The organism is Sagittula sp. P11 (genome assembly GCF_002814095.1).
Taxonomy (GTDB): domain Bacteria; phylum Pseudomonadota; class Alphaproteobacteria; order Rhodobacterales; family Rhodobacteraceae; genus Sagittula.
The window spans coordinates 4,028,697-4,054,184 of the sequence record NZ_CP021913.1; the positions used below are offsets into that span (position 1 = coordinate 4,028,697).

Annotated in this window: 17 protein-coding genes; 8 read left to right on the top strand and 9 right to left on the bottom strand. The window is 67.9% G+C overall.

Going from position 1 to position 25,488, the window contains the following annotated elements; genetic code table 11:
- Positions 1–216 precede the first annotated feature (216 nt).
- Positions 217–8,394, top strand: coding sequence for a tandem-95 repeat protein (locus CDO87_RS19445; protein WP_100930311.1), 8,178 nt, complete (start codon positions 217–219; stop codon positions 8,392–8,394).
- A gap of 150 nt (positions 8,395–8,544) precedes the next feature.
- On the opposite strand, the gene CDO87_RS19450 is transcribed toward CDO87_RS19445, so the two are convergent.
- From CDO87_RS19450 to CDO87_RS19470, 5 genes are all read right to left on the bottom strand, one after another.
- Complete coding sequence (locus tag CDO87_RS19450; RefSeq protein ID WP_100930312.1) at positions 8,545–9,726, bottom strand: VWA domain-containing protein; 1,182 nt, start codon at positions 9,724–9,726, stop codon at positions 8,545–8,547.
- Positions 9,727–10,045: 319 nt separating this feature from the next.
- The gene (locus CDO87_RS19455; RefSeq protein WP_100930313.1) at positions 10,046–10,213 is read right to left on the bottom strand and encodes an apolipoprotein acyltransferase; all 168 of its coding nucleotides are present in this window, start codon (positions 10,211–10,213) and stop codon (positions 10,046–10,048) included.
- Entirely contained in the window at positions 10,210–11,598 is a 1,389-nt protein-coding gene (locus CDO87_RS19460; protein ID WP_100930314.1) for a DUF2927 domain-containing protein, read from the bottom strand. The genes CDO87_RS19455 and CDO87_RS19460 overlap by 4 nt, the downstream gene beginning before the upstream one ends.
- A complete protein-coding gene (locus tag CDO87_RS19465; protein WP_100930315.1) occupies positions 11,598–12,053 on the bottom strand; it encodes a GNAT family N-acetyltransferase in 456 nt (151 codons plus the stop codon). Before CDO87_RS19465 ends, CDO87_RS19460 begins: the two co-directional genes overlap by 1 nt.
- Before the next feature lie 333 nt (positions 12,054–12,386).
- Complete coding sequence (locus CDO87_RS19470; RefSeq protein ID WP_100930316.1) at positions 12,387–13,289, bottom strand: AEC family transporter; 903 nt, start codon at positions 13,287–13,289, stop codon at positions 12,387–12,389.
- 126 nt (positions 13,290–13,415) lie between these two features.
- Here CDO87_RS19470 and CDO87_RS19475 point away from each other — a divergent pair, with 126 nt between their 5' ends.
- Both CDO87_RS19475 and CDO87_RS19480 read left to right on the top strand, forming a co-directional pair.
- Positions 13,416–14,021: a hypothetical protein gene (locus CDO87_RS19475; RefSeq protein ID WP_100930317.1), complete on the top strand. Its 606-nt coding sequence runs from the start codon at positions 13,416–13,418 to the stop codon at positions 14,019–14,021.
- Between the two features lie 202 nt (positions 14,022–14,223).
- Complete coding sequence (locus CDO87_RS19480; protein ID WP_100930318.1) at positions 14,224–14,682, top strand: GNAT family N-acetyltransferase; 459 nt, start codon at positions 14,224–14,226, stop codon at positions 14,680–14,682.
- 46 nt (positions 14,683–14,728) lie between these two features.
- On the opposite strand, the gene CDO87_RS19485 is transcribed toward CDO87_RS19480, so the two are convergent.
- Positions 14,729–15,568, bottom strand: a complete 840-nt coding sequence (locus CDO87_RS19485; protein WP_100930319.1) for a MoxR family ATPase — start codon at positions 15,566–15,568, stop codon at positions 14,729–14,731.
- A gap of 569 nt (positions 15,569–16,137) precedes the next feature.
- Here CDO87_RS19485 and dksA point away from each other — a divergent pair.
- The 4 genes from dksA (at position 16,138) to CDO87_RS19505 (ending at position 20,037) form a co-directional block, all read left to right on the top strand.
- Complete coding sequence (gene dksA / locus CDO87_RS19490) at positions 16,138–16,560, top strand: RNA polymerase-binding protein DksA (protein ID WP_100930320.1); 423 nt, start codon at positions 16,138–16,140, stop codon at positions 16,558–16,560.
- A 198-nt stretch (positions 16,561–16,758) separates the two neighbouring features.
- Positions 16,759–17,931, top strand: coding sequence for an FAD-dependent monooxygenase (locus CDO87_RS19495; protein ID WP_198521764.1), 1,173 nt, complete (start codon positions 16,759–16,761; stop codon positions 17,929–17,931).
- Between the two features lie 148 nt (positions 17,932–18,079).
- A complete protein-coding gene (locus CDO87_RS19500; protein WP_100930321.1) occupies positions 18,080–19,048 on the top strand; it encodes an XdhC family protein in 969 nt (322 codons plus the stop codon).
- Entirely contained in the window at positions 19,045–20,037 is a 993-nt protein-coding gene (locus CDO87_RS19505; RefSeq protein WP_100930322.1) for a molybdopterin-binding protein, read from the top strand. Before CDO87_RS19500 ends, CDO87_RS19505 begins: the two co-directional genes overlap by 4 nt.
- 117 nt (positions 20,038–20,154) lie before the next feature.
- Here CDO87_RS19505 and CDO87_RS19510 read toward each other — a convergent pair whose 3' ends face one another.
- The gene (locus CDO87_RS19510; RefSeq protein WP_100930323.1) at positions 20,155–21,795 is read right to left on the bottom strand and encodes a BCCT family transporter; all 1,641 of its coding nucleotides are present in this window, start codon (positions 21,793–21,795) and stop codon (positions 20,155–20,157) included.
- A 221-nt stretch (positions 21,796–22,016) separates the two neighbouring features.
- On the bottom strand, positions 22,017–22,565 hold the full coding sequence (gene infC, locus CDO87_RS19515) for a translation initiation factor IF-3 (protein ID WP_100931047.1): 549 nt from the start codon (positions 22,563–22,565) through the stop codon (positions 22,017–22,019).
- Between the two features lie 195 nt (positions 22,566–22,760).
- On the opposite strand from infC, the gene CDO87_RS19520 reads away from it, so the two are divergent.
- On the top strand, positions 22,761–24,401 hold the full coding sequence (locus tag CDO87_RS19520; protein ID WP_157815053.1) for a hypothetical protein: 1,641 nt from the start codon (positions 22,761–22,763) through the stop codon (positions 24,399–24,401).
- 165 nt (positions 24,402–24,566) lie between these two features.
- Here CDO87_RS19520 and CDO87_RS19525 read toward each other — a convergent pair whose 3' ends face one another.
- A complete protein-coding gene (locus tag CDO87_RS19525; protein WP_100930325.1) occupies positions 24,567–25,421 on the bottom strand; it encodes a ferredoxin--NADP reductase in 855 nt (284 codons plus the stop codon).
- Between the last annotated feature and the right edge of the window lie 67 nt (positions 25,422–25,488).

Genomic DNA, 25,488 nt, shown 5'->3' on the forward strand with positions numbered 1-25,488 from the left:
CCGTATTGGAACTTATGGAAAAAATCGTTGCTTCATAAATCTCATTGGTTAATCAATTGTTTCCAGCACGCGAATCCGCGTGCGCCGAAAAACGGGGGTTTCGGCCTTCCATTGAGTAAATCGAGTGCTCCGGTCAGCCGCCGGAGGGATCGCCATTTCTGGCGAGGTGTTTCGCTGTGTCAAAATTTGGCGAAATGAATTTTTGGGGAGTAAACCATGCCTGCGACCATTGAACTGATCAACGCCACCAGCGGCACCACGACCTACGCGACATTGCAGGAAGCCGTGGACGCGGCGGCGAGCGGGGATACCATTGAAATCACTGGCGGCGGCGTATTGACCGAGCAGGTGATCATCGAAGGCAAGGACCTGACGATCAACGGCAACGGCGTGACCATCGAAATGCCGTCCCCGCCGACCCTGACACTGTTTGCGGACACCTACGGCGGATCCCGTGACCGGGCCGCGGTCATCACCGTGATCGACGGCGACGTGGACATCACGGGCGTGACGGTCGACGGCGCGGGCCTGGGCAACGACATGCCCGGAACCGCCTCCACCTCGGCCACCCGGGCGCCCGATTACGAGGGCATCCTCTACGTCAATGCCGAAGGTACCATGGACGGAGTCACCGTGACGGGCGTCCGCGATGCCTATGTCGGCGGCCAGGTCAGCGGCAACCAGCGCGGCGTCGCGGTGGTCGTGCTCAACACCGACGGCACGCCGCGCAGCGTGACCTTCCAGAACGGCACGGTCGAGGACTTCCAGAAGAATGGCTTCGTCGGTGACGGGGCAGGGCTTACCTTCTCGGTGCTGGACTCCACGGTCACGGGCGGCGGGTTCCTTGTCGGCAGCGGCGCGCAGGCGCAGAACGGCATTCAGGTCAGCGGCGGCGCGGTGGGCATCATCGACGGCAACACGGTCGAAGAGATCGGTTACACGCGCGGCGACTGGTCGACTTCGGGTGTGCTGGCCTACGCGGCCGGCGACGGCACTGTGATCACCAACAACACCTTCACCGGCGCGACATCCGGTGGGTCGCAAATGGCGACGACTCATATCCCGATCTACGTCTACGGCGAGACCGACAACGCCGTGGTGACGGGAAACAACTTCGATCACACCGTGTTCGGCGTCGTCTTCTCGAACAACACCGACGATCCGACCGTCTCGGGCAACACCTGGACGAACCAGTACGAATCCGTGACCGAGACGACGAACAACGCTGTCTGGACCGCGTCGCAGTACGAGATCTACGCCGGTGCCAACGACTCGGCGCTGAACGTCACGCTGGCAGACGGCGACGACTACGTGGTCGGCACCGACTTCGGCGACACCGTCGACCTGGGCGGCGGCAACGACTATGCCGAGGGCGGCCTCGGCGCTGACACGTTGTCTGGCGGTCAGGGTCTGGACACGCTTCTCGGTGGTGACGGCGACGACGTTCTGGACGGGGAAGAGAACCCGGACAGCATCGAGGGCGGTGCGGGTGACGATCACCTGATCGGGGGTGGCAACACCGACGTGCTGAACGGCGGGGCGGACAACGACCTGATCGAGGGCGGCATCGGCGCCGACAGCATCGACGGCGGCACCGGCAACGACACGATCATCGCGCAGGGCTACGATTCCATCGACGGCGGTGCGGGCACCGACGTGCTGGAGATCAGCGAGTTCGCGGGTATGGACGCAGCGGCGCTGGCGCCTCTGATGGCGGCCCCGGACGTGACCGGGCTGCAGGGAGTGATGGCGGCGCAAGGCATTACGCTGACCTCCGCCTCCGTCACCGGCGGCGTGCTCAGCTACGAGGCCTTCCTGACTTCCGATCCCACGGGCACCCAGTCGGTGACCGGCGTCGAGGTGCTGAAGGTCGCGGGCAGCGGCGGCGACACTTTCCTGGTGTTCGAGGGCATGTCGATCGCGGCGGCCATCGCGGCGGCGGACGAGGGCGACACCATCCTGCTGGGCGCGGGGACCTTCTCGCTGACAGGCGAGCTGACCATCTCCAAGGGCATCACGCTGGCGGGCGCAGGGGAAGGGGTGACCATCCTCGACCGCGACGGCTCGGGCTACGGCATCCATGTCACCACCGATGACGTCACGCTGTCGGACTTCACGCTGGACGCGTCCGGCCTGACGACGCCGGGCGGCTACGGGATCAAGGTCTCACCGGGCGGGTCGGCAACCTCGCTCAGCGGCTTCACCGCGCAGGACGTGACCGTCTTCGGCGCCGCGCGCAGCGAGATCGACCTGAACGGCGTGGACGATTCCAGCCTGATCCGGGTCACTGCGGATGGCGGCTCCGGCGGGTCGGCGGGGGTCGGCATCGCGATGTCGGACAGCACCGGCATCCTGCTCGAGGACATCACCACGCTGAACAACAACTGGGGTTCGGTGGGGCTCTACTCCGCGGGCCGCAGCTACGAAGCGGGCACCAGCGGGATCACCTTCGCGGGTTCCTACAGTTCGAACGAGGTCATCGGGATCTACGCCGATGAGGAGGTCGACAGCGGCAGCGGGCAGCGCACCGTCGTCGAGGACATCGATTTTTCGGGGATCTACAGCGAGGTCTTCAAGGTCCAGAACCCCGACTGGCGCAACGGAGGGGATGGCCGGGGCGAGGACTTCACCTTCTTCTTCGGCAGCCTCGAGGACGCCGAGGCCTTCGCCTTCTCACTCACGGACAACAACGGCACCGACGTCTCGGGCTCTTCGGTGATCTCCATGGCCGGCACGGCGTCGGACGTGGACGCCGAGGGCGGCGACACTTGGTACGTCTATGACGGCATGTCGATCCAGACGATCATCGATCTGGCCAGCGCGGGCGACACGATCGTCGTCAACGCCGGCACCTACGAGGAAAACCTGACGCTCGGCAAGCAGCTGACCCTCGTCGGTCCGCAGGCGGGCGTCGGCGGTACCGACGGGGCGCGCGGCGCCGAGGCGGTGATCGCGGGCAGCGTCTCGTTCAACGGCGGCTCGGACGGCTCGACGCTCGACGGCTTCCGGGTCGAGGACGGCGCGCTGACCGGGTCGAGCCTGGTCTACGTGGGCGTCGACGGCATCACCGTCACCAACTCGGTCCTGGACGGCGACTACCCGACCGACAGCGGCACGCGCGGCATCCTGACCGCGGGCACCGCCGACGACCTCACGGTCAGCGACAACCTCATCACCGAGGTGCGTTCGGGCATCTACTTCAATGTCGGCACCGGAGCCGTCGTCACCGGCAACAGCTTCGTGGCGAACGGCAACGGCATCAACGCCGACGGCCCGCAGATGACCGACATCTCCGGCAACATCTTCGACGGCTCGGCCGGGGCGCAGATCGCGCTCGGCGCGACCGAGGACCCCTCCGACTTCGGCGGCTTCATCGGCGCGAACACCTTCCTGCCCGAGGGCACGGGTGTCTCCATCTACCCGCTCTCCTCGCTGCCGGACGGCGCCGAGGTGCTCGGGACGGAGAACGGCGACAGCTTCCGCGGCGACATCGTCGCGAACTGGGTGAACCCGAACGAACAGTACTTCGACGGGCGGGGCGGCAACGACTCCATCCGCACCGGGGCGGGTGACGACACCGCGCTCGGCGGCGAGGGCAACGACTACATCGACGGCGGTGCGGGCAACGACAGCCTGTCCGGCGGCGAGGGCGACGACACCATCGTGGTGGGCGCGGGCACCGACGTCATGGACGGCGGCGCAGGCACCGACCTGGTGGATGCCTCCGCCCAGACCGGGGCGGTCAGCATCGACCTCGCGGCGAACCAGCTGTCCTTCATCGTGCCAGGTACTGGCCTGGCGGCGGGTACCGGGGCGGGCCTGAACGGCCTGACCGGGTTCGAGAACATGGCGGGCGGTTCGGCGGCGGACCAGCTTCTGGGCGACGGCGGCGACAACGTGATCTTCGTCAGCGCCGGCGACGACCAGATCGACGGTCGTGCCGGGACCGACACCTACGATCTCTCTGCCGACGACGGCGGCGTGACCGTGGATCTCGCGGCGGGCACCTCCGCCAAGAGCATCGGGGGCAACGACTCCATCTCGGGCATCGAGAACGTGATCACCGGCGACGGTGACGACGATGTGACCGGCGATGCCTCGGCCAACCTGCTGGAGACCGGTGACGGTGCCGACACCGTCGACGGCGGCGAAGGCAGCGACAGCATCGACGGCGGCATGGGCGACGACGAGATCACCGGCGGGGCCGGGGACGACAGCATCACCGGCGGCGCGGGCACCGACACGGCGGTGATCGGCGACGACTTCGCGGGAGCCACCTTTGCGCAGGACGGCACCAGTGTCACGGTGGTCAGCGCCGACGGCACCGACGTGCTGACCGGGGTCGAACTGCTGGAATTCGACGACGTGACCGTGGGCGCCATCCTCGGCGACGACGGCAACGCGACGGACGAGGACACGGCGGTTACGGGCAACGTGCTGGCCAACGACTTCGACATCGACTTCGAGGGGCTGACGGTGATCGAGGGCAACGGCCAGGCGCTTTTGGGCGGCACGCTGACCTTCACCACGGCAAACGGCGCCTCGGTGACTCTGAACGACGACGGCAGCTACAGCTATGACCCAAGCGGCGCTTTCGACGCGCTGAACGAAGGCGAGGCCGGGACCGACAGCTTCACCTACACGGTGGAGGAGGACGACGGCACCACGGCGACCGCCACGGTGACCATCGACCTGACGGGCGTGAATGACGCGCCGGTCATGGTGGACGGCAGCGGTGCCGCGGACGAGGACGGCACGGCCATCGTGGTCGACCTTTCGGCGCTCGGCTCCGACGCCGATGCCGAGAACGACGGCAGCGACCTGACCTACACCATCACCACGGCGCCGGGCGCGGGCGAAGGGTCGGCGGAGATCACGGGCAGCAGCCTGACCTACGATCCGGGCAGCGACTTCCAGGGGCTGGCCGCGGGCGAGGAAGCCTTCGTCACCATCGGCGTGACCGCGACGGACGCACAGACCGCCACCTCGAACGAGGGGACGATCACCATCACCGTCACCGGCACGAACGACGACCCGACGCTGACGGCGGGGGCCTTCTCGGTCTCCGAGGACAGCGGCGCGACCAGCTTCGACCTGAGCGGGCTGGCCGATGACATCGACAGCGACAACGACGGCGCCGACCTGACGTACTCCGTCATCAGCGGGCCGGGCGTGATCGTCAACGGCACGGAGCTGAGCTTCGACACCGCGGGCGGCTACGAGTACCTCGACGACGGCGAGACCGAAGAGGTCACGATCCGCGTACAGGTCGAGGATGCCCATGGCGCCACGGCGGAGGCCGACATGGTGGTCACTGTCACCGGCGTCAACGACGCGCCGGAGAGCGGCCCGACGACCGCAGACGTGGTGGAGGCCAACGGTGCCACCGCGACGGTGGATGCGGCGACGCTGCTGTCGGAGGCCACGGATGTCGACGGCGACACGTTGAGCGTGGTCGCGGCCTCCGTGACACAGGACGCGGGTTCCAGCGACCGCGACCTGGGCGGGGCCTTCACCGTGGGGGCGGACGGGGCGATCAGCTTCGACCTCGACCTCTTCGATGACCTCGACGAGAACGACGTGGAGACCCTGACCTTCACCTACGACATCACCGACGGTGACGAGACGGTCTCGACCTCGGTCGTGGTCACGGTCACCGGCACCAACGACGACCCGGTGGTGACGGCGCAGACGGAAAACGACACGCCCGACATCGGCGAGGACGCGGGCCTCACCACGGTGGTCGACCTTGCGACGATCACCACCGACGTGGACGGCAACGACCTGCCGGCGGACCTGACGTACACGCTCGACCCGGGCTATACGGGCGGCGGGGTGTTCTCGCTCGACGGCACGGTGCTGGAGTTCGACCCGAACGGCGACTTCGACGCGCTCGACGTGGATGACGAGGGCTTTGTCACCATCGCGGTGACGGCGACCGACGCGCAGGGTGGCAGCCATACGGCCAACATCTCCTTGCGGGTGACGGGCGAGAACGACGCGCCCGAGTTCACCGGCATCGGCGACGCCAGCCCGCCGATCGTCCCCGAGGACGGCCCGGGCTTCCTGATCGTCGACCTTGCCGACATCACCACCGATGCGGACGGCGACGACCTGCCGGCGGACCTGACCTACTCCTTCGATGCGGGCTACGCCGGAGGCGGCACGTTCTCCCTCGTCGGGACCGAACTGTGGTTCGATCCGGACGGCGACTTCGAGTACCTCGATGACCCGTTCGACCGCGAGGAGGTGACCATCGGCGTGACCGTCGAGGACGCGCAGGGCGGCAGCAACTCGGTCGACATCACCTTCGAGGTGGCGGGCGCCGAGGACGATCCGGTGCTTGCCGGGATCGTGGGCATCGCGGCCTCGGTGTCGGAGGACGCCTCCGCTGCGACCACCGTGGCCGACCTCGCGGCACTGGCCACGGACGCGGATGCTGACGCGGTGCTCAGCTTCTCGCTGGGCAGCTACGCCGGACCGGGCAGCTTCGCCCTCGACGGGACCGACCTGACCTTCGATCCGGCGGGCGGCTTCGAGTACCTGGCCGACGGCGAGACCGCGCAGGCCAGCATCGAGGTCACCGTGACCGACGAGGAAGGCAACTCCGATACCGCCACCTACACGGTGGAGATCACCGGCGCGGACGATCCCGTCCTGGTCTCCGGCCCGGTGTCGGAGAGCGTCTCCGAGGACGACGGTACAGTCACCATCGACGCGGCGGCGCTGCTGGCCAACGCCTCCACCGCGGACACGTCGGACGAACTGTCGATCCAGAACCTGGTGCGGACCGACGGCGGCCGCGCGATCCCGGGCATCACCATCAGCGACACGGGCGGCATCAGCTTCGATGCCGGTGCGTTCAACGATCTGGCCGATGGCGAGAGCGAGGTGCTGACCTTCACCTACGACGTGTCCGACGGTGTCGGCGCGCCGGTGTCGAGCTCCGTGTCGGTCACGGTGAACGGGGCCAACGACGCGCCGGCGATCTTCGATCTCGGCTCGTTCATCAACTCCGACAACAACTGGACGACCACCGCCTCCGAGACCTCGATCACCGAGGACACGGCGACCGGCTACAGCGGCAACGCCATCGTGGTGTTCGAGGACGTGGACACCACCGACACCGCCTCCGTCTCGGTCAGCTTCTCGCTGAGCGGCGATGCGGCGGAGCTGGCCACGCCGACGCAGCTCATGCTGCTGGAATCGGCGCTGCAGCCGACCGGCGCCACGAGCGGCCTGCACTCTGGGGGGCTGTTGAACGTGCCCTTCAGCTTCGGCCTGTCGAACGCGGTGTTGGGCTTCCTCAGCGCGGGCGACACGGCGGTCGGCACCTGGACGGTGACGGTGAGCGACGGGCTGGCCACGGACAGCTACGACTTCGTCGTCGACCTGATCGGTGCCAATGATCCGGTCACCGCGGTGGATGACGCCGTGACGGTGGACGAGGACGAGGCGATCGACCTGACGGCGCTGGTGCTCGGAAACGACACCGACCTCGACCCGGCCGACGTGCTCTCCGTCTCGGCGATCAACACCACCGGCACGGCGGGCACCGTCTCGCTGGTTGGCGGGGTCCTGACCTACAACGCGAATGGCGCCTTCGACTACCTCGAGGCCGGCGAGACCGCGACCGACACCTTCACCTACACGGTGTCGGACGGTAACGGCGGCACCGACACGGCAACGGTCACCGTCACCGTCGACGGCAAGACCTCGACCATCAACGGGACTGAGGGCGCCGACAGCCTCACCGGCACCGAGGGCAACGACATCATGAACGGCCTTGCCGGGGATGATACGCTGCTCGGCGGGTCCGGCGACGACACCATGGACGGCGGCGACGGCAAGGACCTGATGCGCGGTCAGAACGGCAACGACCAGATCAACGGGGGCGACCAGACCGACATCATCTACGGCGGCAACCAGGACGATGTGCTGTATGGCAACGGCGGCGACGACTTCGTCTTCGGCCAGGCGGGCAACGACTCCATGTGGGGCGGTGACGGCCACGATGTCCTGAACGGCATCAACGGCGACGACGAGATGTTCGGCGAGGCCGGCAACGACAGCCTGTACGGCGGCGGCGGCGACGACATGCTCAACGGCGGAGACGGCGACGACACCCTCGACGGCCAGTGGCGGAACGATGTGCTCACCGGCGGAGCAGGGGCGGACTGCTTCAAGTTCACCACCGCGGGTGACATGGACACCATCACCGACTTCGAGGATGGCATCGATGTGCTGGACTTCTCTGCCGACGGGTTGGGCTTCGCCGACTTCACCGTGGCGGAGTATGGCGGCGGCGCAGGCACGGTGCTGACCGGCGGCGGCTACACCGTCTTCCTCGAAGGCATCGACACCATCGATATCGATAGCGGCGACTTCGTCTGACAGGGAGCCCCGGTCTGAAAATGAAGCCGCCCCCTGCATTGTGCGGGGGGCGGTTTTTCCTGGTAGGAGGGGTTCGTGTCGCCGCGGAGGATGCGCGTGTAACGCGCTGACCTGAATGGGTTTTCCCGGGGTGCGGGCGGCGCGCGCGGTTCAGCCGAGGAAGCGCATGCCGCGGTCCAGGCCCTCGAGCGTCATCGGGACCATGCGATCCTCGAAGATCTCGCGGATCATGTGGATGCTTCGCGTGTATTGCCAATGGCTTGGCGGCACCGGGTTGATCCAGAGGTGGTTCGGCCACTGGTCGCGGGCGCGGCGCAGCCAGACGTGCCCGGCCTCCTGATTCCAGTGCTCGTTGGCGCCTCCGGCATGCGAGATCTCGTAGGGGGACATGCTGGCATCGCCCACGAAAATGCATTTGTAATCAGGGCCGTAGGTGTTCAGCACGTCCCAGGTGGCGGTCTGCGCGTCCCAGCGGCGGCGGTTGTCGCGCCAGACGCCGTCATAAAGGCAGTTGTGGAAGTAGTAGTGTTCGAGGTGCTTGAACTCTGCCCGGGCGGCGGAGAACAGCTCTTCCACGACCTTGATGTGGGGGTCCATGCTGCCGCCAACATCCAGAAACAAAAGGACTTTCACCGCATTGTGCCGTTCCGGCCGGGTCTTCACGTCGAGGTAGCCGTTGTGGGCCGTGGCGCGGATGGTGCCGTCTAGGTCGAGCTCTTCGTGGGCGCCTTCGCGGACCCAGCGGCGCAGGCGTTTCAGTGCCACCTTGATGTTGCGCGTGCCCAGCTCAACCCCGTCGTCGAGGTTTCGGAATTCCCTTTTGTCCCAGACCTTTACCGCGCGCTGGTGACGCGATTCCCTTTGCCCGATCCGGACGCCTTCGGGGTTGTAGCCATAGGCGCCGAAGGGCGAGGTGCCGGCGGTGCCGACCCATTTGGAACCGCCCTGGTGCCGGCCCTTCTGCTCTTCGAGGCGCTTCTTCAGCGTCTCCATCAGCTTGTCGAAACCGCCCATGGCCTCGATCTCGGCCTTCTGTTCCTCGGTCAGGTGCTTCTCGGCCAGCTTGGTCAGCCAGTCGTCGGGAAGGTCCACGGCCTGCAGCACCTGTTCCACGCCGATCTCTTCCAAGCCCTTGAAAGCGTGGGAGAACGCGCGGTCGAAACGGTCGAGGTGCCGCTCGTCCTTCACCATGGCGGTGCGGGCGAGATAGTAGAACGCCTCCACGTCATAGGTGGCGAGACCGGCGGACATGCCTTCGAGGAAGGTCAGGTACTCGCGGAGGCTGACCGGGACACCGGCCTTGCGCAGGGCTTCGTAGAAGGGAACGAACATGGGGGATTTGTAGGCCCGCGCCGCGGGCGGAACAAGGACCGTTAACGCAAGCGCGGTTAACGGTGCGCGCGGCAGGGTTAACGCCGCGGACGATCCGCCCATCTGGTGGGCGCAACGGCGGGGTACACAAGCGCGGAAGCGGATCGCAACGAAGGTTGACGCGCTGGAAGGGGTGAACCGGCCGGTTCGACCCCTCGAAACGGCCGGTTGGTAACCTTTGCCCCCGGTGGCGCCGTGACGTTGCGTCGGAAAGGGTTAACGGAGCAGGCCGGGCTACGGCCCGGGACGTCTCAGGGGCGGTCCCTCAGGCGGCGATTCCTCAGGCGGCGAGCTTCTCGATCACGATGGTCAGGATCAGGCCCAGCAGCGCGAAGGCGATGGCGTAGATCGTCGCGTACTGCACGACGTCGAGCTTGTTGCCCTTGAGGCGGGCCGCGTTCAGCCCGCCGATGATTGCGCCGGCCAGTGCCGCGATGAGGACGATCATAGTGAGCCGGGTCTCCGTCGTGCCGGGTTCAGGGAGCCGACCTCGCGCAGTTTCGCACGCACGGCCCAATCAGCGCCGAACCCGTACCGTGCCCAGCCCAGGGAGTCCAGCCGGACGGCGCGGGCCTCTGTCGGGCGGCCGGCGAGGTCCAGCGCCTCCGCGCGCAGCATCATGAGCGTCGCGAGCAGGGCGGCGTTTTCATGACGTGCGGCGGTGTCGAGATGCGGCGTCAGAAGGTAGAGCGCATCGTCGGCGCGGCCGGAACTGATGGCGTAGGCGGCAAGTTGCGAGGCGACGTAGGCGCGGTGCAGGGCGGTGTCGGGACGGTTGCCGAAGTAGCGCTGCGCCAGCACGAAGTGGTCCTGCGCCGTGGCCGGGTCGATGGACTGCAGCAGCCGGCCCATGGCGTAGTGCGAGAAAGCGCGGCGGTGGTCGGTCCAGCCCATGGCGGTGGCGACCTTCAGCGCCTCGGAGGCGGCGTTGCGGCGCTGCGCGGGGTTGGCGCCGGGCCCGAGCGCGGTCTGCACCGCCTCGATCCAGACGCGGGGCGTTTTCGACAGTCGCTGCGGCGCGCCGTTCTGGCCGCGCGGGTTGATGCGGGCGAAGATCGCGGGCAGGCGGTCGGCGACGTCGTTCCGGCTCATGCCGGTGCGCAGCGACGGGTCGTAGTAGGCGCGCAGGATCGTCATGTCGTAACCGGTCAGGACGGTGTGCACGTTGTCGTCGTTGAACACGCTGTCGGGCAGGCGGTAGAGGTCGTTGAGCGGGCCGAGGGCCTGGGCCAGTTCCTCGTGCAGGCAGTCGCGGATTTCCTGCGGCGCGCTGTCGGCGGGGATGAAGATGGCGAGGCGGTCGCGCGATTTCAGCTGCGACCAGCTTGTCTGGCGGGTGTTGCGCGCGCCCTTGTATTCCGCCAGCGACGAGACGTTCGGCACCACGAAGCAGGCGGCGGAGGGCAGGGCCTTGCGGATGTCGTCGCGCGTCACGGCCTGGATGGTGATGTTGGCGTTGGCCGCGCCGACCTGCGAGACGTTGATCCCGGCCTCGGTCCGCAGGCGGTGCAGCAGGCGGCTGAGATCGGGGCCGAGCGAGACCGGCGCCTGGCCGGTGACACGCACGGTGATCGGCCCTTCGAAGCGGGTGAAGGTGGTCAGCGGGCGGCCGGATTCCAGTGCGAACGACAGGTCGAGGAAATCGCGGGCGAGGTCGGTGTTCGACGCCGCGGGGGCCGATGGCCGCGGCACCGAGAAGCTTTTCATCGGCGGCAGCGAGGCGCTGGATTCGACGGCGGATGCGGCACGCGAGGCGGTGTCGTTCGAGGCGACAGGCATGCAGGCGCCCAGCAACAGGTACAGCGGGAGCAGGTAACGACGTGCTTTGCGCATTACGGCCTCTGGTACTTGATGAACGGGGTGACGACGCCGATCCGGTCATAGAGGACGCGGGCGGTTTCGTTGAACTCCTGAGTCAACCAGTAGACGGAGGGCGCCCCGTAGCTGTCGGCGGCGGCATAGACCGCCTCGATCAGCGCGCGGCCGACACCCTTGCCGCGCATCTCCGGCACGGCGTAGAGGTCCTGCAGGTAGCAGACGTCCTCTATCTTCCAGCCGTGGCGGTGGAACAGGTAGTGCGTCAGGCCCACGAGGCGGCCGTCGTGTTCGGCGACCAGCGCGCGGAAGTCGCGCGGGTCGTCGCCGAGGAGGCGCGCAAAGGTGGAGGCGTAGACCTGCTCGGTCACGGTGCTCTCGTAGAAGGCGAGGTACGCCGTCCAGAGTTCACGCCAAGCCGGTTCATCCTCCGCACGCAATGCGCGCACGGTCAGAGCCGTATCGTGGGACACTATGTAAGCCTGCCTGCTTTTTGGTTGCTCGGATTGTTGAACCATCCGAGGTTTTTCTGTCCTCTTGGTGAATACTATAGGGCAAAACCGGGATTTGTGCCCAGACGATTAACAAAGTGGTAATGAAATTTTCCCGTTCGCGGGATTTTTTGAATTATGTTTAATTGTTTCAAATGGTTGCACTGTGCAGTTGGGCAACAGGGATTTCGTCAACCATTGTTAATGGGGGGTAAACAGAGGGTCGGACAATGGCGGTATTGAGGCGCCGCCGGATACGCGCCGCAGTTCGTTCCGGGTGGTTCCGGGGGCGTCCGGGTCTTGCGGCGGGCGGGCTCAGGCCAGCCAGGCCAGCGAGATCAGCGAGAGCGTGGAGGTCCAGACGATGACCGGCGCGATGGCATCGGTGCGCACGCCATGGAGGAGTGCCAGCGAAAAGGCCATGGCGCCGGAGGGTCCGGCGGCGGTCAGGGTGAAGAGGTCGTGCCAGGTCTCGGGCGGCTCAAGCAGGGACAGCGCGGCCCAGACCAGCGCTGGGAAGGCGATGAGCTTCAGCCCCGCGCTGGTGGCGATCACCGGCGACACGCGCAGCGAATGCCCCGAGAGGATCACGCCGAGCGCAAAGAGCGTCAGCGGCGCGGCGGCCTGACCGGCGAAGTGCATGGCGGTCAGCAGCGGTTCGGGCAGGGGGATCGCGGCGAGGTTCAGCACGAGGCCCAGCAGGATCGCCATCAGCACCGGGTTCATCGCCAGCCGCTGCCATGCGGGCGGCGCGCCGGGCGCCCGGCCCGCGATCAGGTCGGCGGTGACGATGAAGAACGAGAAGGACACCGCGCTGTCCCAGGCCACGATGGCGGTGACGGGGAGGGCGGCTGCCTCGCCGTAGATCAGGAACGAGATCGGCCAGATATAAAGGAGCGTGTTCACGAAGATCGTCGCCATCGCGAGCAGCCAGCTTTCCAGCGGTTCGCGGCGGAAGACGCGGCGCATCACGAGGTAGGCGGCGGTGAACAGCCCGACCTGGCAGAGGGCATAGACCCCCAGCACGTCGGCGCGGAAGGCGGACCAGTCCAGACCGGCGATCAGCGGCATGATCAGCGGCGGCTGCATGACCATGAAGGCGATGCGGTTGGCGGTCGTGGCCTCGGCCTTCGACACGAAGGAGATCCGCCCGAGGAGGAACCCCAGAGCCAGCATCGCGAAGACCGGCAGGATGTCATGTGTCAGGACGTGCAGCATGACGGCTGACAGAGCATGGACCGCCGGGGGCTGCAAGTGCGCGCGAGGGACGGGATGGAACGCAAGCCCGGCGCCCGTGTTGGGCGGGCAAGGCACCAGATGATACCGGGCAATGACGGAGGCGGGATGTGGACATGGATCCTTGACAACGCGGCGGCGCTGTCGGTGGCGCTCAACACCGCCATGCTGCTGGTCTGGCTGGCCTACCTGCAGCTTTTCCTGACCAGCATCCGGCGGTCCAACCGGGCGGTGATCCACATCGACATGGCCGCGGGCCAGAACGAGGACGCGCGCTGCATCGTCACCAACATGGGGGCGGACACGGTCTATATCCTCGGCGTGAAGGTGGACCTCGATTGCGACGGCGACGCGCGCGAGGCGCTGGTGACGGACGTGCTGGAAGAGGACGGCCCGCTGGGCGGCGACTTCCGCGAACGCACCAACCAGGGGCCGCTGGCGGGGGGCGAGGCCATGGACATCGGCAGCTTTCACAACATTGTCGACCGGGCCGCGATGCGCATGGGCGAGGACATCAGCCTGACCACCTGCCATTCGGTCGAGATCACCGTGGTGGTGGCCGCGCAGCAGGCGCACCGGCTTCTGGGCGGGCACAAGCGCTACGACATCACGCGCGAGAACGGCGCGCTGCGCTTCCGGTCAGAGGACATCCTGACGCGCCAGATCACTTCCGGCCGCAGACGCCGCCAGCTGGCGCGCGACATCGCCTGCTGAGGTCGGGCCTTGTGCAGGGCTTTGGGGCCGCCGGGCGCCAGAACGAACCCTTGAGGCCGTGATTTTTCCTCGCCGGGCGGTTGAACCCCGGGCCGTGGCATGTTTGGACGCGCGCGACAGTCATTCGGGTGCGCGCACAGCCCCGGATCCCGAGCCGCGCCTTTCGGCGCCCGACAGGAAGACGCCCCCGAAAGGAGACGCCATGACCGACCTCAGCCTGCGCCGCAACACCGGGCGCGATCTTGCACCGCTTGCGGGACTGCTCGCCGATCCCGGCGACCTCGCGCTGGTCAATCCCAGCGCCCGCCACCCCTTCGATGCCGACGAATGGCATCAGAAGTGGTTGCAGGAGCTCGACGACGAAAGTTTCTACCTCGTGGACGGGCAGGGGCGCGAAGTGGGCTTCTTCGCGCTCCGCGTCGGAGTCGGCCCTGAGGTGCGCCACCTGACCTATGTCTTCGTGGCCGAAGAGATGCGCGGCGGCACCGGCCACCTGATGGCCCGCTGGATCGAGGACGCCGCCCGCGACCTGGGCGCGCTGACCATCACGCTCAAGTGCGAGCTGGACAACCCGGCGGCGCTGCGCGTCTACGAGGCGGCGGGCTTCGAGGAGCTTTCGCGCCGGGGCGGCATGGCGACGATGCGCAAGGACCTGGACTGAAGGACGGCGCGCCCCCCGGATGGGGCGCAGCCTGTCGGCGGAGGGCCTACCTGTCGCGCCGGGCCATGAAGGCCAGGCGTTCGAAGAGGTGGACGTCCTGTTCGTTTTTCAGCAGCGCGCCGTGCAGCTTCGGCAGGGCGGAGGCGCTGTCGCGTTTCAGGTCCTCGGGGGAGAGGTCTTCGGCCAGGAGCAGTTTCAGCCAGTCGAGCACCTCGGAGGTGGAGGGCTTCTTTTTCAGGCCGGGCTGGTCGCGGAGTTCGAAGAACTGCGTCAGCGCCACGGTCAGGAGTTGGTCCTTGATGTCGGGGAAGTGCACGCGGACGATGGCGCGCAGGGTCTCGGGATCGGGGAAGCGGATGTAGTGGAAGAAGCAGCGGCGCAGGAAGGCGTCGGGCAGCTCCTTCTCGTTGTTCGAGGTGATGATGACGATGGGCCGGGTTTCGGCGCGGATCGTCTCTCCGGTCTCGTAGACGTGGAATTCCATCCGGTCGAGTTCCTGCAGCAGGTCGTTGGGGAACTCGATGTCGGCCTTGTCGATTTCGTCGATCAGCAGGACGGTTTTTTCCTTGGCAGAGAAGGCCTCCCAGAGCTTGCCTTTCTTGATGTAGTTGGCCACGTCGTGCACCCGCTCGTCGCCGAGCTGGCTGTCGCGCAGGCGGCTTACGGCGTCGTATTCGTAAAGCCCCTGCTGGGCGCGGGTGGTGGACTTGATGTTCCACTCGATCATCGGGAGGTTCAGCGCCTCGGCCACCTTGCGGGCCAGCTCGGTCTTGCCGGTGCCCGGCTCGCCCTTCACCAGAAGCGGACGTTCGAGGGTGATGGCAGCGTTCACGGCCATGGTGAGGTCGTCTGTGGCGACGTAGGCGTCGGTGCCGTCAAAGCGCATGGGTGTCCTCCGGATCGGTCGCAGAAGGGGTACAGGCGGTATCGGGCGGGTGCAAGCGATGCGCTGGCCACGCGGGCGGGCGGCAGCGCAACTGCCCGGTCCCTGCGCGTATCGCGGGCGGCGCCGGGCGGCCGGACCCCGGCGCGGGCCTTGCCGCAGGTGCAGCGCGGCGGGGCATTCGCGGGTGTGGCAGGGGCGATCCGGAGGCGGGGATCGGTGCCGTGGACGGGCTGTGGCCCTGCCGGTCGGGGCGCGGCGGAGAGGGGTTTGCCGAGTCTCTGGAGGGTGCCGATCGAGGGGTTTCGGATGCATGTTCCGGAGGGGCGGATCCGCGCCGCGTCAAGTCAAATCCTGTGGATAACCTTGCGTCACGGGGAGTCGTTCGGGACCGGCTGCGCAGACATCGGGCACGGTCACTTTTCGTTGCACAAGAGGCGCCAAAACCCGGTTCCGGACCCGCTATTGTGTAGTGACAAGGCGCGTTGTTTTGTTTAAGTGCTGCCCGCAGGGGTGCCAGATATCTTAGGAATTTCAAAATGACAGATATTGGCGTTGATGAGGGAGCGGAAATGAAACCTGAAACCTTTCTACCCGAGGACTATCGTCCCGCCGAAGATGAACCTTTCATGAACGAGCGGCAGACGGAGTACTTCCGCCGCAAGCTTCTGAACTGGAAAGCGGAGCTTCTTGCCGACAGCCGCGACACCATCGAGGCACTGCAGGAAGGGACGCGCAACATTCCCGATGTCACCGACCGCGCGAGCGAGGAAACCGACCGCGCGATCGAACTGCGGACCCGGGATCGTCAGCGCAAGCTGGTCAACAAGATCGACGCGGCACTGCGGCGGATCGACGAGGGCGAGTACGGCTACTGCGAAGTGACCGGCGAGCCGATCTCGCTCAAGCGGCTGGACGCGCGTCCGATCGCGACGATGAGCCTCGAGGCGCAGGAACGGCACGAGCGGCGCGAGAAGGTGCATCGCGACGACTGACCCCTTCGGGTGGGGGCGCCGATCCTCCGAGGGGTCGGGAACATGATGGTCCGCGGGGGGCGGCACGCGCCTTTCCCCTGTCCGGCCGGGTCTCCGCCAGGCGGATGGGTCCGGAGCGCGGAACGGACCGTGACCTGAATGAGTGCGCCGGGGCCCGTCCCCGGCGCTTTTCTTTGAACGGACGGAAGGACAATCGCTGTGGGGGCTTCGGGCAAGCGGTCGGTGGTTGTGGTCGGCGGAGGCATCGGCGGTCTGGCCGCGGCGCTGTGTCTTGCGGCACGGGGCGCCGAGGTGACCGTGCTGGAGCAGGCAGAGGCGATCCGCGAGGTCGGCGCCGGTATCCAGGTCAGCCCCAACGGTCTGCGCGTGCTGGAGGCGCTGGGTCTGGGCGCGGCCTTCCGCGAGATCAGCGTGCGGGGGCAGGCGGTCAGCCTGCGCGACTATCGCGAGGGCCGCGAGGTCACGCGGCTGGACCTCATGCGGCTGGGCGATGCGCAGTCCTACCGTTTCGTGCACCGCGCCGACCTGATCGAACTGCTGGCGCGGGCCACGCGCGAACGGGGCGTGGCGATCCGGCTCTTGCAGAAGGTCCGGAAGGTGGTGCCCGGCCCGATGGCGCGCGTGGTGATGTGCAACGGCGACGAGGTGACGGCGCCGCTGGTGGTGGCGGCGGACGGGCTGCATTCGGTCGCGCGGCCGGCGCTCAACGGCGCGGCGGAGCCGTTCTTTACCGGGCAGGTGGCGTGGCGCGCTGTGGTGCCGAACGTGGTCGATCACCCGGCAGAGGCGCGGGTCCACATGGGACCGGGGCGGCACATGGTCAGCTATCCGCTGCGCGGCGGGGCGATGGTGAACCTCGTGGCGGTCGAGGAGCGCAGCGGCTGGGTCGAGGAGGGCTGGAGCCACACCGACGACCCCGCGAACCTGCGCCGGGCCTTTGCGGGCTTCGGGGGCATGGTGCCCGCGCTGCTGGATGGGGTCGCGACGCCCGGCCTCTGGGGGCTGTTCCGGCATCCGGTGGCGCGGCGCTGGCATGCGGAGGGCGTGGCGCTGGTGGGCGACGCGGCGCATCCGACGCTGCCGTTCCTTGCGCAGGGCGCGAACATGGCGCTGGAGGATGCCTGGGCGCTGGCCGCGGCGGCTGTGCGCGAGGGCGGGCCGCGGCTCGACCTTTACCAGGAGTGGCGGCGGGACCGGGTGAGCCGGGTGATCGCGGCGGCCAATGGCAACGCGTGGAAGTACCACCTGAGCAACCCGCTGGTGCGCGGCGTGGCGCATCTGGGCCTGGGGATCGCCGGTCGGCTGGCGCCCGCGCGGATGCTGCACCAGTTCGACTGGCTCTACGGTTACGACGTGACCGCGCTGTCCTGAGACGGGGCACCCGGGCCGTCCCGGCGGGCCTGCCGCGAAAATTCCGGGTCCCCATGACTGGAAATTCCCGCCCGTCCGACCGACGTTTGTCCTGTGGCCGTCTTGCGACAGGCGGATTAAGGTCCCGGCAGGGAAGAAGGGGGTCTGAATGGAACGCATCGACGGAATTCCGGAGCAGGCGCTGGCGTGGCACCGCGCGGGCAAGGGCGCGGTCCTTGCCACGGTCGTGGAGACATGGGGCTCTGCCCCGCGGCGCGTGGGGTCGCAACTGGCGATCTCGGGCGAGGGGCTGATCGAGGGATCGGTCTCGGGCGGCTGCGTCGAGGGCGCGGTCATCGTGGAGGCTCTGGAGGCGCTTGAGGACGGCGACGCCCGCGAGCTGGAGTTCGGCGTCTCGGACGGCGACGCCTTTGCCGTGGGGCTGGCCTGCGGCGGCACGATCCGCGTGCTGGTCGAGCCGGTGGGCAAGGTCATGCCCGAAGGGCTGCTGACCGAGCTTTGCGCCGCGCGCGCGGCCCGCGAGCCGGCGGCCTACGTGGTCGACCTGGAAACCGGGCGGCGCGAGGTGGTGCGCGAGGGCTACGAGACGCGGTTCCGCATGGACCGCTCCGGCTTCGAGGAGGACGGCCGCACCTTCGTGGCGATCCACAACCCGCCCTTGCGGCTGATCGTGGTGGGCGCGGTGCATATCGCGCAGGCGCTGGTGCCGATGGCGCGGATCGCGGGCTACGATCCGATCATCATCGACCCGCGCGAGACCTTCGGGTCGGAGGCGCGCTTTCCCGGCGAACGCATCCTGAACGACTGGCCTGACGAGGCGGTGGAGGCGCTTGGCCTAGACGGGCGCACGGCGCTGGTGCTGCTGACCCACGATCCGAAGCTGGATGATCCGGCGCTGGAGAAGGCGCTGGCGTCGAAATGTTTCTACATCGGCGCGCTTGGGTCGACGCGGACCCACGGCAAGCGGATCACCCGGCTGGAGGCGCAGGGATTCTCGGAGGACCAGATCGCCCGCATCCACGGACCCATCGGTCTGGACATCGGCGCGGCGGGACCGGCGGAGATCGCCGTCTCGGTCATCGCCGAGATGACGCGGGTCCTGAGGAAGGGCGCATGAGGTTCGGGCCGCTGTCGCTGGACGAGGCGGAGGGGGCGGTGCTTGCCAACTCCCAGCCTGCCGGGGGACGGCGGCTGAAGAAGGGCACCGTGCTGGGCGCAGAGGATATCGCGGCGCTGAAGGCCGAGGGGTTCTCGGAGGTGCTGGCGGCGCGGCTCGACCCGGACGACATGTCGGAGGACGCGGCGGCGGAGCGGCTGGCACAGGCGCTGGTGCCCGATCCGAAGCGCGCGGGCCTGCGGCTTGGCCGGGCGGCCACGGGCCGGGTGAACATCCACGCAGAGGCGCCGGGCGTCGTCGAGGTGCTGGCCGACCGCATCCACGCGCTGAACGCCGTCGATCCGATGATCACCGTGGCGACGGTGCCGGAGTGGCAGCGGGTCGGACCGCGGAGCATGGTGGCGACGGTCAAGATCATATCCTACGCGGTGCCCGCGGCGGCGCTGGAGGCCGCCTGCCACGCGGGCCAGGGCGCGCTGCGGCTGCGGCGGGTGGTGCATGACACCGCCAAGCTGATCCAGACCGCCGTGACTGCGGACGAGAGCGGCGACAAGGGGCAGGCTGTGACGGCAGAGCGGCTGGACCGGCTGGGCGTCCGGCTGGGCGAGAAGCAGGTGGTGCCGCACCGGATCGACGCCCTTGCAGAGGCGATCCGCGCCACGGATGCGGCGGCGGTGCTGATCCTGACCGGCTCTGCCACTTCCGACGCGCGGGACGTGGCACCGGAGGCGCTGCGCGCCGCCGGGGGCGAGGTCACGCATTTCGGGATGCCGGTCGATCCGGGGAACCTGCTGTTCTACGGGCGGCTTGGCGAACGGCCGGTGATCGGCCTGCCGGGCTGCGCCCGCTCGCCCGCGCTGAACGGCGCGGACTGGGTGCTGGAGCGGCTCCTGTGCGGTGTCGAACTGCGCCCCGGCGACGTGGCCCGGATGGGCGTCGGCGGCCTGCTGAAGGAGATCCCGGTGAGGGGCCGCCTTCGCGAGGCGTGAGGGGCGGGCTGTGCCCTGGCTTCCCGGCGGGGTCGGCTGGCGCGTTCGGCGTTTGCGCTTTTGAGAATGTGACCGGGCGCCGCCTGTCCTCTGGCGGCGCCCGGTGCGTTTCTGGCGTTACTCTGCCGGGGTTTCGGCCTTGTCGCGGTGGAAGTCCTCCAGCGCGGGGCGGGTGCCGATGGTGATGTGGTCGATGTCCTCCTGCGCTAGGCCGCGCACCAGCGAGGGGATCATCATGCTGACCAGTATGAAGATCGGCAGGCCGACCACGGTGATCACCTGTTGCAGCGCCGAGAGCCCGGCTTCGCCCGCGAGAATGATGAGCATCGCGGCCACGAGGCCTTCGGCCACGCCCCAGAACACGCGCTGGTGCACGGGGCCGGGCGTGGGCGAGCCGGTGCAGAGCATGTCCACCACCAGCGAGGCGGAGTCCGAGGAGGTGGCGAAGAAGATCGCCACGATCACCACGGCAAAGCCCTGGACGAAGGCGGTCAGCGGGAAGTGTTCGAGGAAGGCGAACATCGCGAGCGGCACGCTGTCGGCCACCGCCGCAGAGATCTGGCCTGCCTGATCGCCCAGGGACGCGCGTGCTGCCGCGCCGATGCCGTCGAACTCCATCGCCTGCCAGCCGAAGATCGCGAACCAGATCAGGGTGAAGAGCGAGGGCGCCATGAGCACGCCGAAGACGAACTCGCGGATCGTCCGCCCGCGCGAGATGCGCGCCACGAAGAGGCCGATGAAGGGCGACCATGTGACGGTCCAGGCCCAGTAGAACACCGTCCAGCCGCCCTGCCAGCCCCAGTCCCCGTTGTCGGGGTTGGTGTCGGCCAGCATGTCGTTCCAGAAGGCGAGGCGCGGCAGGTTGGAGAGGTAGAGGCCCGCCGTCTCGACGATGCCGCGCAGCAGGAACAGCGTGGAGCCGAAGGCCAGCACGAAGAACATCAGCGCCACGGCCATGCCGATGTTGAGGTTCGACAGGAGTTTCACCCCCTTGTCGAGGCCCACGACGATGGAGGTCACGGCCACGGCGGTCAGCACGGCGAGGATCAGCACCTGCACGGTCGCGCCGTCTCCGGTGCCGTAGAGCGCGTTCAGACCGGCGGCGATCTGGCTGGAGCCCAGACCCAGCGAGACCGCCACGCCGAAGAGCGTGCCGAGGATCGCGGTGATGTCGATGGCCTTGCCTATGGGGCCGTGGATGCCCTCGCGCAGGAGCGGGTAGAAGACGGAGCTGACGCGGACGGGCAGCTCGTAGCGGTTGATGAAATAGGCGAAGGCGAGGCCGGGCAGGGTGAAGATCGCCCAGGTGTGCAGGCCGAGGTGGTAGATCGCTATGGAGATGGCGTCCTGCGCGGCGTCCTGGCTGTAGGGCTCGACCCCCGGCAGGGGGGGAGTGGCGAAATGCGATATCGGTTCGGCCACGCCCCAGAACATCAGGACCGTGCCGATGCCTCCGGCAAAGAGCATCGTGAACCAGCTGAGGTTGGAATACTCGGGGCGGGAGCCCTTGCGGCCGAGGCGGATGTGACCATGGCGGGAGGCGGCGACCCAGATCAGGAAGCCCAGCCAGACGTTGACGCCGAGGATGAAGAACCATCCGAGGTTGGTGACGATCCAGGCGCGGCCCGCGGCGAAGGCCTCTTCGATGGGATCGGGAAAGATCACCAGGGCCAGAACGAAGAAAAGTGTGAAAGCGGCGGAAATGAAGAAAATCGTAGGATCTGTTTTCAGTCGCAGTTTCTCTGCCAAAGCATGCAAGACATGTCCCCCTTTTGCGGCTTGCTACCTTAGGGCAACGACGGTTTTGGCGGGAATGTTCCGAAAAAATTGCCTACCCGGGGTTGTAAGGCCGGATCGGCGCGGCTGCGCGGGCAATTCATGCCCTGACTGGGCGGGGCAGTTCGCCGGGGTCATGGCGGTGTCCCGGAACGCAAAAGGCCCGCCGTATGGGCGGGCCGTGAGCGTCTTTGCGGGGTCGCTTATTTCGCCGGAGCGGGGCCGATCATCATGACCATCTGGCGGCCTTCCATCTTCGGCATGTTCTCGACCTTGCCGATTTCCTTGACGTCCTCTGCCACGCGTTCCAGCAGTTCCCGACCAAGGTTCTGGTGAGCCATCTCGCGGCCACGGAAGCGCAGGGTGACCTTCACCTTGTCGCCTTTTTCCAGGAATTTCACGACGTTGCGCATCTTGACTTCGTAGTCGTGGATGTCGGTGCCGGGACGGAACTTGACCTCCTTGACCTCGATGATCTTCTGCTTCTTGCGCGCCTCGGATTCACGCTTCTGCTGTTCGTACTTGAACTTGCCGAAGTCCATGATCTTGCAGACGGGCGGCGTGGCGTTCGGGGAGATCTCGACAAGATCCAGTCCGGCGCGCTCTGCCATTTCCATGGCGCGCTGCGGCGTGACGACTCCGACGTTTTCGCCCTCCGCCCCGATGAGGCGGATTTCAGGGGCCCGGATGCGGTCGTTGATACGAGGTCCGGTGTCGCGCGTAGGGGGCGCATTGTGCGGTCGACGGGCTATTGGAATGCTCCTTTTGGATTTTCGCGTCAGGGCGGGAAGGTAAACCTGAGCGGGCAGCCTTTCAAGCGGCAAATAAGGGCCAAAGCGCGGTTTCCACACCGATTTCGCTTGCGGATGCTGCATCGCGGCGGCACTTCTGGGATGGGCGCCCAGCGGCGTCCGGCACGCGAGATGGATGAAGAGGGGGGCATTGCCATGGGAAAACAGGTCATTGCGGTCGTGGCCGCGATCGCCGCCGTCGGGGCTTACGTCTGGGCCACCGGACGGCCGGGAGACGAAGTGCAGGCAACAGCCGAGGCTGTCACCGAGAGCGCCGAAGCGGCGGCTGACACGGCGTCGCAGACGGCAGAGGCCGCGGGCGACGCGGTGGCAGAGGCCGCGGATGACGCGGCGGAGACCACCGAAGAGGTCGTGACGGAGGCCGAACAGGCCGCCGACGCCGCAGCCGGGGACGCCGCCGCGGCGGTCGAGGCCATGGGCACGGTGGCGGAAGAGGCCCTTGCAGCGGCCGAGGAAGCGGCTGGCGACGCGGTGATCGCGGCGCAGGACGCGGCAGACGAGGCCGGCGAGGCGGCGAAGGCCGTGGTCGGCGCGGCGGCCCTTGCGGCGGCCGGTGCCGCGGCGGCTGCGGCCAACGCGGCGGACGAAGCGGCGGAAGCTGCGGAGAGTGCCGCGGAAACCGCGGTCGAGGCGGCCCAGCAGGCCGCCGAGTCGGCAGCGGATGCCGCGACCGAAGGCGCCGAGGCAGCCGCCAACGAGGCCATCGATGCCGCCGAAGTGGCAGCGGACGCGGCCCAGACGGCGGCAAGCTCGGCCGAGGCTGCGGCTGATGCGGCGGCAGAAGCTTCGGACGCGGCGCAGGACATGGCGGCCGAGGCCGGCACGGACGCCGCCGAGACGGCAGCGGAAGCGGCCGAGCAGGCTGCCGAGACCGCGCAGGAGGCGGCGGACGCGGCAGCGGATGCGGCGGCAGAGGTCGCCCAGGACAGCACCGAAGCCGCGGGCGAAGCGACCGATGCGGCGGTGGAGACCGCGCAGCAGGTGGCGGAAGAGGCGGAGACGGCGGCCGAGATCGCGGAATCCTCGGCGCAGGACGCGCTGACCGCCGCCGACGATGCGGTGGAACTGACCGACGAGGCGCGCCAGACGGCGGACACCGCCGGTGCGGCAGCGGACGAGGCGACGGATGTCGCGGCCGAAGCCACCCAGCAGGCGGCAGCGGCGGCGGAGGAGACATCCGAAGACGTGGCCGAGACCGCGACGGAAACCGCCGAGGCGGCTGCCGATGCGGCGACCGAGGCGGCAGAGGAAGCCAGCACCGCCGCCGACAACGCGATGGCCACCGCAGAGGCCGCGACCGAGGACGCGATGATCGCGGCAGAGGAAGCGGGCGAGGACGCAGCGGCGGTCACCGAAGAGACGGCGAGCGACGCGATGGCCGTGGTCAAGGACGCCACCGATGCCGCGGCGGACGCCGCAGCCGAAGCCGGTGCGGCCGCGACCGATGCGGCGGAAGCTGCGGGCGAGGCCGTGGCCGCCGCAACGGCGGCTGCCGAAGGCTCCGGCGGGTCCGTGGCCGAAGAGACCGCCGATGCGGCCTCCGGCACGGAGACAGAGGGCGAGGGCACCGGCGAGGCGACGGACGAGGCGACCATCGAGGAACTGCTGACGGTGGAAGGTTTCGACTACGACAAGGTCGTGGCCTACATCGAGACCGCCGAGGTGACCGGGCTGGCCAAGCGCACCGCGACCCGCGTCATCGAAGAAGCGAAGGACGCCGATCCGGAGGTCCTGGAACCGCTGCTGGAACGTGTGCGGGCGCTTCTGGGCCTCTGAGCCCGCTCAGGTCGGAAAAGACAGCCATGGCGCCGTGCGGAGACCCCGCGCGGCGCCTTTTCTTTTGCGGCCGCCGACGATCGGACGCGGGTGCAGGGCCCGGGAACGCGAAACGCCGCGCAGGGGGCTGCGCGGCGTTGCTGGTCAGGGAGAAAGGCGGGACCTTCAGTCGAGGAAGGCCTTTTCGACCACGTATTGCTTCGGATCGGAGTTGGCGCCCTCTTCCAGGCCGTATTCTTCAAGCATGGCCTTCAGTTCGAGGTTGAAGGCGAGGTTGCCGCAGATCATCGCGCGGTCGGTTTCCGGGTTGATCGGTTCCACCCCGAGGTCGCGGAAGGCCTCGCCCGAGCGCATCAGGTCGGTGATCCGGCCCATCTTGGGCGACTCTTCGCGGGTGGTGGTCGGGTAGTACTTGATTTTCTTCCAGAAACCCTCGCCGATGACCTCGTTGAGGAGTTCGTCGGTCTTCAGTCCCTCGATCAGCTCGGCGCCGTAGTGCAGTTCGGCGGCCTCGCGGCAGGTGTGGGTGATGATGACCTCGTCGTAATCCTCGTAGGTCTGCGGTTCGCGCAGGAGCGAGGCGAAGGGCGCAAAGCCGGTGCCGGTGGCGAAGAACCACAGCCGCTTGCCGGGCAGGAGCGCGTCATGCACCAGCGTGCCCACGGGCTTGGGCCGCAGGATGATCTCGTCGCCCGGCTTGATGTGCTGGAGCTTCGAGGTCAGCGGGCCGTCGGGCACCTTGATCGAGTAGAACTCCAGCTCTTCGTCCCAGGACGGCGAGGCGATGGAATAGGCGCGCAGCAGCGGCTTTTCCTTGCCGGACTTCGGGTCGGTCTGCATCAGGCCGATCATCACGAATTCGCCGGAGCGGAAGCGCAGGGAGGCCGGACGCGTGCAGCGGAAGGAGAACAGCCGGTCGGTCCAGTGCCGGACCTCCGTCACGATCTGCGCGTCGGGGACGGCCTTCTTGGCGGGGGCGGTGGCGGCTGTTGCTTCGGTCACGGGTGTCATCTCGGTCATGGTGTTTCCTTCCGGTCTCGGTAAACCGGCCTCTCATATCTAGCTTTGATCTGGGTCAGGTGAAAGG

Excerpts from the sequence above, each read along its gene's own strand:
- CDO87_RS19500 (WP_100930321.1), top strand. The coding sequence starts at position 18,080 with ATGGAACGCATCGACGGAATTCCGGAGCAGGCGCTGGCGTGGCACCGC.
- dksA (WP_100930320.1), top strand. The coding sequence starts at position 16,138 with ATGAAACCTGAAACCTTTCTACCCGAGGACTATCGTCCCGCCGAAGAT.
- CDO87_RS19470 (WP_100930316.1), bottom strand. The coding sequence starts at position 13,289 with ATGCTGCACGTCCTGACACATGACATCCTGCCGGTCTTCGCGATGCTG.
- CDO87_RS19505 (WP_100930322.1), top strand. The coding sequence starts at position 19,045 with ATGAGGTTCGGGCCGCTGTCGCTGGACGAGGCGGAGGGGGCGGTGCTT.
- CDO87_RS19445 (WP_100930311.1), top strand. The coding sequence starts at position 217 with ATGCCTGCGACCATTGAACTGATCAACGCCACCAGCGGCACCACGACC.
- CDO87_RS19525 (WP_100930325.1), bottom strand. The coding sequence starts at position 25,421 with ATGACCGAGATGACACCCGTGACCGAAGCAACAGCCGCCACCGCCCCC.
- CDO87_RS19460 (WP_100930314.1), bottom strand. The coding sequence starts at position 11,598 with ATGCGCAAAGCACGTCGTTACCTGCTCCCGCTGTACCTGTTGCTGGGC.
- CDO87_RS19475 (WP_100930317.1), top strand. The coding sequence starts at position 13,416 with ATGTGGACATGGATCCTTGACAACGCGGCGGCGCTGTCGGTGGCGCTC.
- CDO87_RS19450 (WP_100930312.1), bottom strand. The coding sequence starts at position 9,726 with ATGTTCGTTCCCTTCTACGAAGCCCTGCGCAAGGCCGGTGTCCCGGTC.
- CDO87_RS19455 (WP_100930313.1), bottom strand. The coding sequence starts at position 10,213 with ATGATCGTCCTCATCGCGGCACTGGCCGGCGCAATCATCGGCGGGCTG.
- CDO87_RS19480 (WP_100930318.1), top strand. The coding sequence starts at position 14,224 with ATGACCGACCTCAGCCTGCGCCGCAACACCGGGCGCGATCTTGCACCG.
- CDO87_RS19520 (WP_157815053.1), top strand. The coding sequence starts at position 22,761 with ATGGGAAAACAGGTCATTGCGGTCGTGGCCGCGATCGCCGCCGTCGGG.
- CDO87_RS19485 (WP_100930319.1), bottom strand. The coding sequence starts at position 15,568 with ATGCGCTTTGACGGCACCGACGCCTACGTCGCCACAGACGACCTCACC.